This is a genomic window from Pseudomonas syringae KCTC 12500, from assembly GCF_000507185.2.
In the GTDB taxonomy this organism is placed as follows: Bacteria; Pseudomonadota; Gammaproteobacteria; order Pseudomonadales; family Pseudomonadaceae; genus Aquipseudomonas; species Aquipseudomonas syringae.
Genome location: NZ_AYTM02000002.1, coordinates 4,194,918 through 4,209,571 on the forward strand (window position 1 = coordinate 4,194,918; position 14,654 = coordinate 4,209,571).

The following is a 14,654-nucleotide window of genomic DNA, read 5'->3' on the forward strand; positions in this document are numbered from 1 at the left end:
GGGGCTGGGCAGACTCGCCCACGCCGCGGATCGAAGCACATCCCGAAATGCTTAAAAATTATCTTTAATTTCATGTTGTCCGGCGCCGGCAGACTTACGTAAGGTCATATTCATCTATGTCACTTGCCGTGTCGGGTTTCCTTACGCTCATGACTCAATCAGTCAGGCTTTCAAGGAGCCCCGGATGTACCCGAGAAAAAGACTCTACAAACGATCCATCGATCAGCACCCCGACATGCCTGAGCTCAGCGCGCCATTCGATCATCCTGACGATGCTGCGCGTTATGCCCATGAGCGGATCGGCGACCGGCGTGATCGCGAATACGGCGGTTTCATCCTGGTTCGCAAGGATGGCAAGTACATTGCGACCGAGCCCATGAACGGCAGCCAGTTCAGCTTCGATCCCAACGAGGTTTTCCCGCGCAACGAGCAGGAAGGTTATGTGCTCTACCCGCAAGGGCATGAGGACTATGCGGTCTACCATTCTCACCCGTCACTGCAGGCCGGGCTCGACGAGTGGCCGGACAGTGAAAAGGTCACTTACCCGAACAGTTTTTCTGTCGGCGACATTTATGCGGTGATCGACGATCAGGAGGTGTGTGCGGCGACCTATCTTTCCGGGCCTGACGGCTCCCTGATCAAATACACGCTGTCCCGCTCTGCTGCCGAAGACGCTTTGTTTGCGCGCGTTTCTGGTCCGCGGAGCATGCCGCACTTGTGTGAACTCAGCCAGATCCACAAGGCGTTGCAGAACCTCAGCATGATGCCCAGTGATGTGGTCCGCCTGCTGGCCGGAGCCGGGGATCTGCACGTGATAGTGCCCAGCCGACTGTGGGGGCGGTCAGGCAAAGTGCCGGCCGACTGGCAGCCTTACCCGGACGACGCTGCCGCTCGTACACCTCCCGCCAAATCGCCTGCAAGCTGCGACGCGCAATGGCCACCCCGACCCCTGAGTCTCAGCGCGCCGTTCGACAGCGCCGATGAGGCTGCACGTTATGCTCATGGCCGTATCGGCAGTCGTATTCATTCGCAGATCATCGGTTTTCTTCTGTTCAATCCGGTCGAGCGAGCCTATCGGATTGCCGAGCCGATTCTCGATGACGGCATGCCGGTGTACGCGCCGTGTTCGGCATTCCATCCCGATGCGTATTACCGGCCTGCATTGCCTGACGGCTATCGTGTGGACGGTATGTATTTCTGTTCAGCCAATCTGGCCGTCGAGGGTGGGCGTGAAGTGATGAACGATTTCTTCGAGCCGGATGACCTGCACCGGATGTTCAGCTATCGGCACAAACCGGCACAGCGCCGCAAAGGCTTGCCGATTCGCTATGGTTTCGAGATGTCCGCCGTCTATTTCTCGGCAGCCGACGGCGCGCTGCTCTGTTACACCCCCAGCCAGTCCGCCGAGGAGTTTCAACTATTGCAAAGCGTATCGCGCGTGTACTCCGGGGCCGAGTCCATTCAGGCGCAACTCGAAGCCGGTACCCTCAGCGTGCAGGATTTCGTCCGTCGGGTGGCGCGGGCCGGGCTTCTGCGCGTGCTACAGACCAGTGCGCGCTGGCCTGATGCCGGTGTGATCAGTCCCGTAGCCTGAGCCCTGTGCAGCGAGCCAGCGCCTTGCCTGTGCGAATCACAAACTGAACTGCAACTGAACAATGCGGTACAGATCCGGGAAAACCTTTGGATACCTGAACTTATCGGCGTTTTCTGCCTCTCATGCCGGTAGCCATTGATCGCGGCGGCCTGATAAGCTCGCGGCTTTACTCGTTTGCCCTTTTGGCGCATGAACAAGGAATTAGCATGAAACAGCATCGGTTGGCAGCGGCGATTGCCCTGGTCGGTCTGGTACTCGCAGGTTGTGACAAGCAAGCCAGCACCGTAGAGCTGAAAACCCCAGCACAAAAAGCGTCTTATGGCATCGGTCTGAACATGGGCAAAAGCCTGGCTCAGGAAGGTATGGATGATCTGGATTCCAAGGCTGTAGCCCTGGGTATCGAAGACGCTGTTGGCAAGAAAGATCAGAAACTCAAGGACGAAGAGCTGGTTGAAGCCTTCTCCGCGCTGCAAAAGCGTTCCGAAGAGCGTCTGGCGAAGATGAGCGAAGAAGCTTCTGCCGCTGGCAAGAAATTCCTCGAAGAGAACGGTAAAAAGGACGGCGTGGTCACCACCGCTTCCGGCCTGCAGTATCAGATCATCAAGAAAGCCGATGGCGCTCAGCCCAAGCCTACCGATGTTGTGACTGTTCACTACGAAGGCAAGCTGATCGACGGCAAGGTCTTCGACAGTTCCGTTGAGCGCGGCAGCCCGATCGACCTGCCTGTTGGCGGTGTGATTCCGGGTTGGGTCGAAGGTCTGCAACTGATGCACGTCGGCGAGAAGATCAAACTCTTCATCCCGAGTGATCTGGCTTACGGCGCACAGAGCCCGAGCCCGGCGATCCCGGCCAACTCGGTACTGGTGTTCGATCTTGAACTGCTGGGTATCAAGGACCCTGCAGCGGCACCAACGCCTGGTGCTGATGCCGACGAAGAAGAGGCAGCTCCTGCCGCTTCGGCTCCGGCCAAGAAGTAACGCACCACCTGGCTACAGAAAACGCCCTGTCTCGACGGGGCGTTTTTGTGTCCGGCTTATTTCCCGAACGCTTGGCCATTCGGGCAGTCCCACTATCATGGATGCATGCAAAAGAATTGTCCGACAGTCCGGCAAGATCAAGGCACTCGTTTCATCGAGGGTGGCGGGTTCACACGTTTGTAGTTTTTTTGTGAGTAAAAAACGCCCGATCTGACTATGGTCCCCCGAAAACGGGGTGTTGAGGCTGGAAAAAAGCCACTGTTCACAAGGTTATCCACAATTATTGTGGATAACCTTGTGGCGCTGGCCAGGCAGGTTCAGCGAATCTGCTTTATCGAACGACATTTTGCTGAACGGGAGTGGGTATGAAAGCACCGTGGAACTTTATCCGTTATCTGCCCGGAGCCCGGCGTCTGCTGGCCGCTGGACGATTGCCAGGATTGCTGTTCGCTGTCGCGCGTAAAGGCAACAGTGAAGGCAGTCGTCTGGGCAAACTCAAGGAAGACCTGCGTTTGCTGCAGGCCTTGTGCCTGGCTTACTGGCGGGGCGAATACCGCGCCATCAGCCCTAAAGCGATCCTGTCCATCGTCGCCGGTCTGATGTACTTCCTCAGCCCGCTGGATGCGATCCCCGACTGGATACCCGGCCTCGGCATGCTCGATGACATCGCCGTGCTGGCGTGGGTTACCAAGCACCTGAGCAATGAGCTGGACGCCTTTCGTGCATGGCGCGCGCAGCAATCGCCCGAGAAACTCATCGTGGTCGAGCAACTGCCGAAGACTCAGGCACTGCTGGAGCAAGAGCGAGGCAAGGTGTAAGTCTCACGGATTGAACACAAGCCCTGGCGTTCCGCTGTTAAGATGCCTGCCTATGGATCAAGCCTGATCAGTCTGCAGTCGTGTAGTACAAGGTGACTCTATGGATCTTCAAGTGATATCCCGTGACGGGGAGCCTGAATACGCAGTGCTGCCCTGGGCGCAGTATCAAGCCCTGCTCAAGGCTGCCGGACTGGCCGGCAAGCCTTCCAGCGAGCCGGCTGCATCGACTTCCGGCACCACCGCCAGTGAGCTTCCCGGCTTCGATGAATTGCGTGCCCTGCGCGAGGCCAAAGGCCTTGAAGCGGCGAGCCTGGCGCGTACCGTCGGCATCAGCCCGTCCTACCTGGAGCTGATCGAGAACGGTACTCGTGAGCCGGACGGTGCCATCAAGCGCAGCCTGGCGTGGGAGCTTGGGGTGTCGGGCTGGCGAGGTGAGTCGTGAGCGTGCGCATCAGTCGTCAGCATTGGGATGGGCTGCTCAATGAGCTCGATCTGGCCCGTCGCCAACGGCATCTGCTGACCTATCGCGCTCTGGTGGAACGCCTGCAACTGCCCAGCCCGGCCATGCAGACCCTGACCGCCGCCCTTGAGCACCTCGCCGCCATGGATGCCCGCGCTGAACAGCCCTTGCGCAGTTCGCTGGTCATCAGCCAGGGCGCAAGCCGCCTGCCGCGTCCCGGTTTTTTCGAGTGCGCTGAACGGCTGGGCCGCTTCACCGGACCTTCGGACGGCGTCGCGGCAGCCTCATGGCACGCCTCGGAAGTGGTTCGGGTCTTTGAGTACAGTTATCCTGAAGCTGAAGCGCAGTAAGCGTATGGCGCCGGCCCTCACGCCTGCATCAACAAATCCAGCCGCGTCGAATCGATGACGTGAATGCTGGCGCCGGCGACATCCTTGGCGAAGTGCTTGGCCTGTGAAGCGAGGTCGGCCAACTGGCTGGCATCGACCAGCGTGCAGCTTTCTTCATGCAAGTGCACCACGCCAATCGACAGCGACAGCAGGGGGAATTCCTGGCGTTGGCCCTGTCGGTTGAGGGCGATGAAGCAACCGGCTTCCAGGTGTTCTGCGCGGTAGAAACGGCGGCATTGATTCGGAAAATCATCCAGCAGGGTTTTCAGGCGTCGTTCCCAGTCATCAAAGCCCAGCACCATCAGAAAATCATCCCCGCCGATGTGCCCGACAAAGTCTCTGGCCGGATCGATGCGGTCGTTCAGGCATTGCGCCAGACACAGCAGCACCTCGTCGCCACGCGCATAACCGTAGATGTCGTTGAAGGGCTTGAAGCTGTCGATATCCACGTAGCAGATCATCGACGCACGGCCTTGCTGCAGCAGCCGAGTCAGGCATTGCTGAATCGGAACATTGCCGGGCAGCAGGGTCAGCGGATTGGCGTAACGTGCCTGCTGGATCTTCATTTCGGTGATCAGCTTGAGCACGTCGATCACCCGGCCCAGCCCCAGATAGGTGCCGTTCGAGGTGATGATGAAATCCTCCTCGATGCGCTGCCGGGCACGGCTGGTCAACAGCCGGCTGACCTGTTGCAGCGACTGGCTGACTTCCACGGCCAAAAAGTCACTGCTCATCAGGCGGCTGATTGGTTTGCGGGCAAACAGCTCGGTGCCGAAGGGCTTGAGCAGCGCCTCGGACAACGAGTGCCGGTGGACGATGCCACACGGTCGGGCGTCGTCATCCAGCACCGCCAGCGAGTTGAGGTTGGCCTGCCTGCGAAACGCTTCCAGCACTTCAGCCGTGGGGGTGGACTGGCTGACCGATGGCTGTGGGTTGAGCAGCGCAGACAGATCGGCCGCTTCTTCGTTGAGCGGCACCACTGTGATCTCTGTTTTTGGCAACATGGCGCGGGTGTCGCGCGGCGGGCGCTCCTGAGGACGCGCCAGCAGATAGCCTTGAACCAGGTTCACGCCCATGTCTTTCAGGGTCGCCAGCTCTTCCGGCAATTCGATGCCTTCGGCAATCACCGTCGCCCTGGAGGCCTTGGCCATCTGCAGCATGGAGCCGACGAACTCGCGCTTCACCGCATCCTGGTGAATGCCGTCGATGAAGTGCCGATCGATTTTCACGTAGTCCGGACGCAGCTCCGACCAGAGTCGCAAGCTCGAATAACCGGCGCCCAGATCGTCCAGCGCGATGGAAAAACCCATGTCGCGATAGTGGTGCAAGGCGTTGTATAGCAGGTCGAAATCATCGGTGGGCATCTGCTCGGTCAGTTCGATGACTACGTCCTTGGGCGCGATCTGGTAGCGACGCAGCATTTCCAGGGTCCGGCCCGGAGGGTGAGAGGTTTCGAGCAGCGATTCGGGGGAAACGTTGAGAAACAGCTTGCCCGGTAACTTCTGCTGACTGAAACGTCGGCAGGCGCTGTCCCGGCAACTCAACTCCAGCTCGCTCAGGCGACCGGCCTGGCGGGCGATGGCGAACAGGTTCAAGGGTGAGTGCAGGGCGCTGTTGGAGGGGCCGCGGGTCAGGGCTTCATAGCCCAGAATCCGGTGCTCCGACAGCGAGACGATGGGCTGGAACAAACTGTGCAAATCACCACGAGCCAGAATGGAACTCAGTGCGCTCAGCTGCTCTGTTATGGTCATGGTCGTCTCGGAGAGAATGAAAAAGGGCTGAACGATTTCGCGTTCAGCCCCGTATTTCACGACAGCTTCATGACTGTTTGATGACGTTGAAGCTAAATAGCCATCAATGAGCCTGCGTTACTTTTTCGCGACAGCGGCACTCAGGCCCAGGTAGTCGATGAGAATGCGTCCGGTCTCTGCCAGATAGGCATCGTCCTCGGGTTTGGTCTTCTCGTCTTCCACCGGCAGCGCGTCTTCGTCTTCCTTCTTCAGCTCTTTGAGCGGCTCCTCACCCTTGGCCTTGCGGCGGGTGTTTTCCAGCGCAAGTTGCTTGCTTTCGATCGAGGCATGCTCGGCACGACGGTCGGCTTCATTGAGGCTGACGGTCTTCTCGTTCATCAGCTTCTTGGCCAATGCCAGACGATCCTCGATGAACACGAACTCGGCGTCTTTGGCCGAGCGTGCTTCGTGACGTGCCTGCAGCTGGGCAAGGAACGGCTTGAACGGATCAATGGCCGGCTTGATCGCCGGTTTGATGCTGTCCCACGGCATGGCCTCGGGCAGGGCGCTCTCGCCGATTTCCTTGGTGTCGATCAGCGACGGGTAAGTGATGTCCGGTACCACGCCCTGATGCTGGGTGCTCTGACCGGAAACCCTGTAGAACTTGGCCAGCGTCAGTTTCAGTTCGCCGTGGTTGAGCGGCTGAATGGTCTGCACCGTGCCTTTACCGAAGGTCTGACCACCGATCACCAGCGCGCGGTGATAGTCCTGCATCGCCCCGGCGAAAATCTCCGAAGCCGACGCAGACAGACGGTTGACCAGCAATGCCATCGGGCCTTTGTAGAACGCGCCCTTGGCTTCGTCTTCAAGCACATCGACCTTGCCGTCGGCATTACGCACCAGCACGGTCGGGCCCTTGTCGATGAACAGGCTGGTCAGTTCGGTGGCTTCCTGCAACGAACCGCCACCGTTGTTGCGCAGATCCAGTACCACACCGTCGACCTTCTCGGCCTGCAATTCGGTGAGCAGTTTCTTCACGTCACGGGTGGTGCTCTTGTATTCCGGATCGCCGGCACGGTAGGCCTTGAAGTCCAGATAAAAGGCCGGAATGTCGATGACGCCGAGCTTGTAGTCCTTGCCATCCTGCTTGATGTGCAGGATCGACTTCTTGGCCGCCTGTTCTTCAAGTTTCACCGCTTCACGGGTGATGGCAACGATCTTGCTGGTCTGGTCATTCGGCGCATTGCTGGCCGGGATGATCTCCAGGCGTACCACCGAGCCCTTCGGACCGCGGATCAGCTTGACCACTTCATCCAGGCGCCAGCCGATCACGTCGACCATTTCCTTGTCGCCCTGGGCAACGGCCACGATCTTGTCGGCCGGCGCGACCTGTTTGGTCTTGGCCGCCGGACCTGCCGGGACCAGACGCACGATCTTGACGTTGTCGTTATCGCTCTGCAACACGGCGCCGATGCCTTCCAGCGACAGGCTCATGTTGATGTCGAAGTTCTCCGCGCTGTCAGGTGACAGGTAGTTGGTGTGCGGGTCGTAGGACATGGCGAATGTGTTGATGTAGGCCTGGAAGATATCTTCGGCACGGGTCTGGTTCAGACGCGCCTGCTGATTCTTGTAGCGCTTGGTCAGGGTTTCCTGAATCTTCGCCGGGTCCTTGCCTGCAATCTTCAAACGCAGGACTTCATCCTTGATGCGCTTGCGCCACAGTTCGTCGAGCTCGGCTGTATCCTTGGGCCATGCGGCGTCCTTGCGGTCGACCAGCAGGGTTTCCTTGGTGTTGAAGTCGAGCTTGTCGACGCCCTTGCCCAACTCGCCCAGCGCAAAATTCAGACGCGCGTTGACGCGGTCCAGATAGCGCTTGTAGATGATGAAGCCGGCGTTCAGGTCGCCACTTTTCAGAAAGTCGTCGAACTGGAACTGCCATTTATCGAAATCGGCAATGTCGCTGGCCATGAAATAGCTGCGCGAGGGGTCCAGTTGCTTGATGTAGCTCTGGTAAATAATCGCCGAACGCTTGTCGTCGAGGGGCGGCTTGCTGTAGTGATGTCGTTTGAGCAGCTCAACCATGTTGAGGCTGGCAATCACTTCGTCGCGGTCCGGCTGAAGATTATCCCAGCTGTTGGCGGCAAAGGTACTGGCTGACATCGGCAAAACGCTAAGGCCGACAAACAGTGCGAGGGCAGTGCTGGGGAATAATTGCTTCATGCTGATTCGACGCGAGGACAATTGATAACGCATATTAGGCCGTCTTTGAGGTCGCCGGTTCCTTTGGACCCGGCCGCATAATGCAAAAGCCCGGGCAAAACAGCCACGGGCTCAGTCTGGACTCACTATGGAGGCACCGTGAAGGCATTGCAAGGCGTTGAAGGACATGTGGAATGGGTCGAGGAGCCGAGTCCGGCCCTTGATGTGGGGCAGGTACGTATCAAAGTGGCAGCTGCAGGTTTGAATCGTGCCGATCTGTTACAGCGCGAAGGCAAGTATCCGCCGCCGCCTGGAGTCACTCAGACACTGGGTCTGGAGTGCTCCGGCGTGATCGCCGAAGTCGGTCCGGGTTCGTCCTGGGTGGTCGGAGACCGCGTCTGTGCGCTGTTGGCGGGCGGGGCGATGGCCGAAGAAGTGGTGGTCGATGGGCGACACGTGCTGCCGGTCCCGGAAGGTCTTTCGCTGCACGAGGCGGCGGCCATTCCTGAGGTCTATGCCACGGCGTGGTTGAACCTGTTCGAACTCGCCGGGCTCAAGCCTGGCGAGAAGGTTTTGCTGCACGCTGGCGCAAGTGGGGTTGGTTCAGCCGGGATTCAGCTTTGCAAGGCGTTTGGCAACCCGGTGTGGGTCAGCGTCGGCTCGGCCGAACGGCTGGCCTATTGCGTCGAACTGGGTGCGCAGGGCGGTGTGGTACGCAGCGAAAGTCTTGAAGGGCTGAGCGATTTTGCACCGTTCAACGTCATTCTCGACCCGGTGGGGGCGAGCTACGCCGAGCTCAACGTCAAACTGCTGGCCCTGGACGGTCGCTGGGTGCTGATCGGCATCATGAGCGGCCGCGAGGCGCAGGTGGACCTGGCTCACGTACTGGGCAAGCGTATCCAGTTGATGGGTTCGACCTTGCGCAGCCGCGACGACACGTTCAAGGCCGACCTGCTCAGCGATCTGGGTCAGCACGTCTGGCCGCTGTTCACCGAAGGTCGCCTCAAGCCGCAACTGGCGAAATCCTTTGCGATCAAGGATGCCGAAGCGGCGTTCGAAGAGCTGGCGACCAACACGGTGTCCGGCAAGATCGTGCTGGTCATCGACGAAAGCCTGGTCTGATCAGGCGGTGCCTCTGGACTCAGCTCCAGTCGTGCACCGGCCAGCCAGCTTTCTGCGCGTGTTCCAGTAACACGGCATCGGGGTTGACCACGTTAGGGTGGTCAACCTTGAGCAGCAGCGGCAGGTCATTGCGCGAATCTGAATAGAAACTCGCACCCTCGAGATTTTCCCCCTCGGCATCCAGCCACTCCATCAGGCGCGTGATCTTGCCTTCCCGATAGGTCAGCACGCCGACGGTGGCACCGCTGTAGACGCCATGCTGCACGTCCAGTTCGATACCCAGCACCTCGTCGATGCCGAGGCGTTCGGCGATCGGCTTGACCAGATGCACGCCCGACGCCGAGATCACCAGAATGCGGTCACCCTTGGCGCGGTGCTTTGCAATGCACGTGCAGGCGTCGCTGTAGATAATCGGCTCGATGACGTCCTCGACCCAAGGGCCGACCAGATGATCGATTTCTTCGGGGGTACGGCCAGCCATGGGTTCCAGGCTGAAGGCCATGTAGTCTTCCATCGCGAGCTCGCCCGCGCTGTAGGCGGCCATCAGTTCGTCGTTGCGTTGCATGAACGACGTCGAGTCAACCCAGCCCAGGCGACCCATCTGCTCGCTCCAGAGCGTGGCGCAGTCACCACCGATCAGGGTTTCGTCCAGGTCGAAAATTGCCAGGGGCATGTGTGCTTATCCTCAGTGTTGGTTACGTTAGCTTCAAGCTTCAAGCGAAAGCTCGGCGGTTGCGTCAGTCAAGCGCGCACAGCGCCGACGGTTCGATGTTCAGTGTTACACGCCTTCCGTCCGGGTGCAGGTCGTCGGCGCTGCGGTTCAGTACGTCGACCACAAGGTCTACGCCACGGGCCTGCACCCGGTAGCGGATGACGTTGCCGAGCAGACTGTGACTGCGTACTTCGCCTTCCAGTTCGCCCGTCAGGCTCAATTGGATCGACTCAGGGCGGATCGCCACACGGCTGTTGATCGGGCGCTGCATCAGGCGAGTGGCATCGTCGGCTTCCAACAGGTTGTAGTTGCCGATGAAGCCTGCGGCGAACACGTCCACAGGCGCGGTATAGAGGGTTTCGGCGTCGCCGCTCTGCACGATCCGGCCCTGGTTCATCAGGAAGATACGGTCTGACATGGTCAGCGCTTCTTCTTGGTCGTGGGTCACGAAAATAGTGGTCAGGCTCAGCTCGCGCTGAATGGCGCGGATCTGTTCGCGCAGGTTCTTGCGAATCCGCGCATCCAGCGCTGACAGCGGCTCATCGAGCAGCAGTAGACGCGGGCGAGTGACCAGTGAGCGCGCCAGCGCCACCCGCTGGCATTGCCCACCGGACAGTTGATGTGGGTAACGCGTGGCAAAATCGTGCAGCTCGACCATGCGCAGAATCTCGGCAACGCGCCTTGCGCTCTCGTCGGCACTGACTTTCTGAATGCGCAGCCCGAAGGCAACGTTTTGCTCGACGGTCATGTTGGGAAACAGCGCATAGCTCTGGAACACCATGCCGATGTTGCGCTTTTGCGGCGTGAGCGGCACAAGGTCGCTGCCATCGAGCAGAATGCGCCCGCTGTTGACCGGGGTCAGCCCGGCGATGCAGCGCAATAAGGTGGATTTTCCGCAGCCCGACGGGCCCAGCAAGGTAACGAATTCGCCCTTCGCGATGCTGCAGTTGATGTCGCTGAACACTGACGTGCTGGCGTAGCTTTTCTGCAGGTTTTCAATGCTGACAAAACTCATCTCAGTCTTTGTCCTTGTTCAGTCGATTGGCGGCCCAGGTCAGCACCAGCACGAAGAGGAAATAGGAAATCACCAGCGCACTGTTGAAGTGACCGCTGCTGTTGCGCATGTTGTTGAGGTAGACCTGCAGGGTTTCATAACGCGTACCGACCAGCAGGTTGGCGAACACGAATTCGCCGAACAGGAACGAGAACGACAGCAGCAGGGCAATCATCAGACCTTTGCGCAGGTTGGGCAGCACGACCATGAACGCCGCCTGCCAGGTGCTGGCGCCGAGCAACTGGGCGGCGTCCATCAGGTCTGTCAGGTTGATGGCCTGCAGGTTGTTGGTGATGGCGCGGTACATGAAGGGCAGGGCGACCGTGAAGTAACAGCCGATCAGAATCCACGGTGTGCCGACCATCGCCATGGGACCTGAGCCATACAGCTGTAGCAGGCCGACCGAGGAGACCACAGGCGGCACGGCGAACGGCAGCAGGATGAGGATGTTCATCAGCCCGTCGAGGCGCGGAAAGTAGTAATGCACGACGAACAGCAGGGGCAGAATCAGCACCACCGAAAGAACCAGTGCGCCGATGCAGACCAGCAATGACTGGCCGAATGCCGTCAGAAAGCGTGGGTCGCTCCACAGCGCCACGTACCATTTGAAGGTCAGGCCGCTGGGCAGAATGGTCGCCGACCAACTGGTCGCGATCGAGTACAGGAAAGTGCCGGCCAGCGGCAGCAACAGGATCAGGAACAGCAGGTAGACCACCGTCTTGTGATAAATGCTCGCAGGCCCTCGTTCAACGCGTGACATGGTAGCTCCTTCTCAACAACCACTGATGGACCACGGTGACCAGGGTCATGAGCCCCACCAGAATCATCGCCAGCGCGCTGGCCATGTTCGGATCCAGCGTGATATCGCCCGCGACCATCGCCGCGATACGGATGGGCAATACGTTGAAATTGCCGGTGGTCAGCGCGTAAACCGTGGCATACGCGCCTAGCGCATTGGCCAGCAGAATGACGAAAGTGCCGAGCAGCGCCGGGGTCAGCACCGGCAGGCCGATGTAGCGCCAGAACTGATAGCTGCTGGCCCCCAGCAGCGCTGCCGACTCGTTCCAGTCTTCGCGGACGGCATCGAATGCGGGGTAGAGCAGCAGCACGCCGAGGGGGATCTGGAAGTAGGTATAAAGGATGATCAGTCCGGTCTTGGAATACAGGTTGAAGTCATCGATGATCCCGGTCTGCTTGAGGATCAGGGTCAGCGCGCCGTTGAACCCCAGCAGGATAATGAACGCGAACGCCAGTGGAACGCCGGCAAAATTGCTGGTCATGTTGGCGAACGAGTTGACGAAATCGCGCAGCCGCGAATCCACCTTGCGCAGTGAATAGGCGCCCAGAACGGAGATGATGATGCCGAACAGGCTCGACCAGAAGCTGATCTCCAGGCTGTACTGAATGGCCTGCCGATAGAACTTCGAGCTGAACGCCCGGATGAAGTTTTCCCAGCCCCAGCCGGCGTCGCTTTGCAGGCTGTGAATCGCGACCCACAGCAGCGGTGCGATCTGAAACACGATGAAAAATACGGCGAACGGCAGCAGGCACAAAAGCCCCAGCCACTTGCCTCGGGAAAAGGTCGTCAACTGAGAATCTCCCGGCAGACCGGTTTGTCGTGAGGGATACCCAGCAGCTCGCAAACGGTGCCGCACAGATCGGTCTGGCGCGGCGCGGCGTCGACATTCAGGCTGAAGGCATCGCCGATGACGAACAGCGGTACTTCACGCTCTTCCGGCAGCAGCCCGTTGTGCGAGCGGTCACTGTTCATGCCGTGGTCGGCTGTCACCAGCACTTGATAATCCGCGTCCAGCCAGCGTTGCAGGTAGTCAGCCAGAATGATGTCGGCGCTGCGGGCGCTGTTGCGGTATTGCGCAGTGTCGAGGCCGTGCTTGTGCCCGGCGTCGTCAATGTTCATGGGGTGGATCAGTAGAAAGTTCGGGGCGTGCCTAAGGCGCAGACTTTCGGCGTCGGCGAACAGGTGCGAATCAGGGTAGTGATCGGCCCAGTAGAACAGCCCGTGCTGAATCGGCAGATCCGCGGCCTCGGTGTGGCGATCGCGTGCCGGGTCGAACGGCGTGCGGTTGTACAGCTCGCTGACCCAGTGATAGGCCGCCGCTGCCGTGCTCAGCCCGGCGTCGCGAGCATAGTGAAAGATGCTGCGCTGATTCGACAGGCGCGAGACGTTGTTATGCACGATGCCGCTGTCGATGGGCGCGACACCGGTCAGTATGCATTCGTAAAGCGGGCGGGAGAGGGCGGGCAGTTCGCATTCCATCTTGTAGAGCGCGGCCCGGCCTGCAGCGTGCCAGGCTTGCAGGTGGCCCATCGCATGGCGGGCGACTTCGTAATTGAGGCCGTCTAGGACGATCAGGATGACGTTGTGCTTCATGGGCGACTCGCTCGGGCGAAAGAGTGCGGGCGAGAGTGACTCGCCCGCTTCATACGACTCCATTCCTGAGTCGCAGTGGCGATCAGTTCATCTCGATGATGACTTGTTCTTGCCACTTCTGAGGCAGCGCTTTGGAGGTTGCCTCCCACTTATCCGCTTCTTTGATCGGCTTGGCATTCTTGTACTGGTCTTGCGGCAGCAGTTTGGCTTGAACGTCTTCAGGCAGTTTGATGTGCTCTACGCGAATCGGGCGTGCATTGCCTTCTGCCAGCCTGATCTGACCCGCATCGCTGAAGGTGTACTCACGCGCCAGCTTGGCGGCGTTCGGGTGCTTGGCGTATTTGTTGATGATGGTGGTGTAGCCGGAAATCACCGAGCCATCCGACGGGATCAGCACCACGTAATCATCGGGTTTGGTCATCTTGGCTTTGTAGCTCAGGCCATTGAAGTCCCAGACCACACCGACTTCGATTTCGCCTTTCTCGATGGTCTGAATGGTCGGGTTGGCCAGTGACAGACGCTTCTGTTTGGCCAGATCGGTGAACAGTGCCAGGCCCGGTGCGATGTTGGTTTCGTCCCCTTTCATGGCGATGGCTGCTGCCAGTACACCATTGGCAGCCTGAGCCGCAGTGCTCACGTCGCCGATGGAAACCTTGTATTTGCCGGTTTTCAGGTCAGCCCAGCTTTTCGGGATTTCAGAGCCGTGCAGCAGGTTTTTGTTGACGATGAAGGCGATGGTGCCGGTGTAGGCCAGCGCCCAGTGGCCGTCCTTGTCCTTGGCCCAGGTCGGGATCTGATCCCAGGTGGTTGGCTTGTAAGGCTGGGTAACGCCTTTTGCTGTGGCGATAGGGCCGAACGCTGCGCCTACGTCGCCAATATCACCGCTGGCGTTGTCTTTCTCCGCCTCAAACTTGGCGATCTCCTGGGCCGAACTCATGTCGGTGTCCATGTGCTTGAGGCCATATTTGGCTTCCAGGTCTTTCCAGATGCCGCCCCAGTTTGCCCAGTCATCCGGCATGCCGAGGCTGTTGACCGCGCCTTCAGCCTTGGCAGCAGCCTCCAGCGTTTTAAGATCTGTGTCCGCAGCCATGACCAGAGAACTCATTGCCATGGCTGAACCGAGGAGTGATGCCAACAAAAGATGTTTCATTCGGAGCTCCTAGTGCACTTCTTGAGAGAAGTGTTCGTTGCGGATTGTTTGGTCTAG

The 14,654-nt window shown here is 59.4% G+C and carries 14 protein-coding genes; 6 read left to right on the top strand and 8 right to left on the bottom strand.

The genetic code is table 11. The features are described 5' to 3' along the window. The first annotated feature begins 184 nt into the window (after positions 1–184). From V476_RS19145 to V476_RS19165, 5 genes are all read left to right on the top strand, one after another. Positions 185–1,594, top strand: a complete 1,410-nt coding sequence (locus tag V476_RS19145) for a DUF4329 domain-containing protein (protein WP_024959866.1) — start codon at positions 185–187, stop codon at positions 1,592–1,594. Positions 1,595–1,800: 206 nt separating this feature from the next. Further along, positions 1,801–2,571, top strand: a complete 771-nt coding sequence (gene bamJ, locus V476_RS19150; protein WP_003346532.1) for a BamJ family beta-barrel-assembly machinery protein — start codon at positions 1,801–1,803, stop codon at positions 2,569–2,571. A gap of 365 nt (positions 2,572–2,936) precedes the next feature. Next, on the top strand, positions 2,937–3,389 hold the full coding sequence (locus V476_RS19155; RefSeq protein ID WP_003317434.1) for a YkvA family protein: 453 nt from the start codon (positions 2,937–2,939) through the stop codon (positions 3,387–3,389). 100 nt (positions 3,390–3,489) lie between these two features. After that, positions 3,490–3,831 carry a helix-turn-helix domain-containing protein gene (locus V476_RS19160; protein WP_024959867.1) on the top strand — a complete coding sequence of 114 codons (342 nt, stop codon included), beginning with the start codon at positions 3,490–3,492 and terminating at the stop codon, positions 3,829–3,831. Then, on the top strand, positions 3,828–4,199 hold the full coding sequence (locus V476_RS19165; RefSeq protein ID WP_003317436.1) for a hypothetical protein: 372 nt from the start codon (positions 3,828–3,830) through the stop codon (positions 4,197–4,199). Before V476_RS19160 ends, V476_RS19165 begins: the two co-directional genes overlap by 4 nt. 17 nt (positions 4,200–4,216) lie before the next feature. On the opposite strand, the gene V476_RS19170 is transcribed toward V476_RS19165, so the two are convergent. Both V476_RS19170 and V476_RS19175 read right to left on the bottom strand, forming a co-directional pair. After that, positions 4,217–5,989 (bottom strand): GGDEF domain-containing protein, encoded by a 1,773-nt coding sequence (locus V476_RS19170; protein WP_024665714.1) that lies wholly within the window; start codon positions 5,987–5,989, stop codon positions 4,217–4,219. A 117-nt stretch (positions 5,990–6,106) separates the two neighbouring features. After that, a complete protein-coding gene (locus tag V476_RS19175; RefSeq protein ID WP_174518581.1) occupies positions 6,107–8,188 on the bottom strand; it encodes a carboxy terminal-processing peptidase in 2,082 nt (693 codons plus the stop codon). Between the two features lie 138 nt (positions 8,189–8,326). On the opposite strand from V476_RS19175, the gene V476_RS19180 reads away from it, so the two are divergent. Continuing rightward, the gene (locus V476_RS19180; RefSeq protein WP_003409516.1) at positions 8,327–9,289 is read left to right on the top strand and encodes an NAD(P)H-quinone oxidoreductase; all 963 of its coding nucleotides are present in this window, start codon (positions 8,327–8,329) and stop codon (positions 9,287–9,289) included. A gap of 19 nt (positions 9,290–9,308) precedes the next feature. Here the strand turns inward: V476_RS19180 and V476_RS19185 are convergent, their stop codons facing one another. From V476_RS19185 to V476_RS19210, 6 genes are all read right to left on the bottom strand, one after another. Further along, on the bottom strand, positions 9,309–9,962 hold the full coding sequence (locus V476_RS19185; protein WP_003409519.1) for an HAD family hydrolase: 654 nt from the start codon (positions 9,960–9,962) through the stop codon (positions 9,309–9,311). Positions 9,963–10,026: 64 nt separating this feature from the next. After that, the gene (locus V476_RS19190) at positions 10,027–11,016 is read right to left on the bottom strand and encodes an ABC transporter ATP-binding protein (protein ID WP_003346544.1); all 990 of its coding nucleotides are present in this window, start codon (positions 11,014–11,016) and stop codon (positions 10,027–10,029) included. A gap of 1 nt (position 11,017) precedes the next feature. After that, complete coding sequence (locus tag V476_RS19195; RefSeq protein WP_003346546.1) at positions 11,018–11,815, bottom strand: ABC transporter permease; 798 nt, start codon at positions 11,813–11,815, stop codon at positions 11,018–11,020. Beyond that, positions 11,802–12,644 carry an ABC transporter permease gene (locus V476_RS19200; protein ID WP_003390895.1) on the bottom strand — a complete coding sequence of 281 codons (843 nt, stop codon included), beginning with the start codon at positions 12,642–12,644 and terminating at the stop codon, positions 11,802–11,804. Before V476_RS19200 ends, V476_RS19195 begins: the two co-directional genes overlap by 14 nt. Beyond that, a complete protein-coding gene (locus V476_RS19205) occupies positions 12,641–13,447 on the bottom strand; it encodes an alkaline phosphatase family protein (protein WP_024959869.1) in 807 nt (268 codons plus the stop codon). Before V476_RS19205 ends, V476_RS19200 begins: the two co-directional genes overlap by 4 nt. An 82-nt stretch (positions 13,448–13,529) precedes the next feature. Beyond that, positions 13,530–14,597, bottom strand: coding sequence for an ABC transporter substrate-binding protein (locus V476_RS19210; RefSeq protein WP_024959870.1), 1,068 nt, complete (start codon positions 14,595–14,597; stop codon positions 13,530–13,532). Between the last annotated feature and the right edge of the window lie 57 nt (positions 14,598–14,654).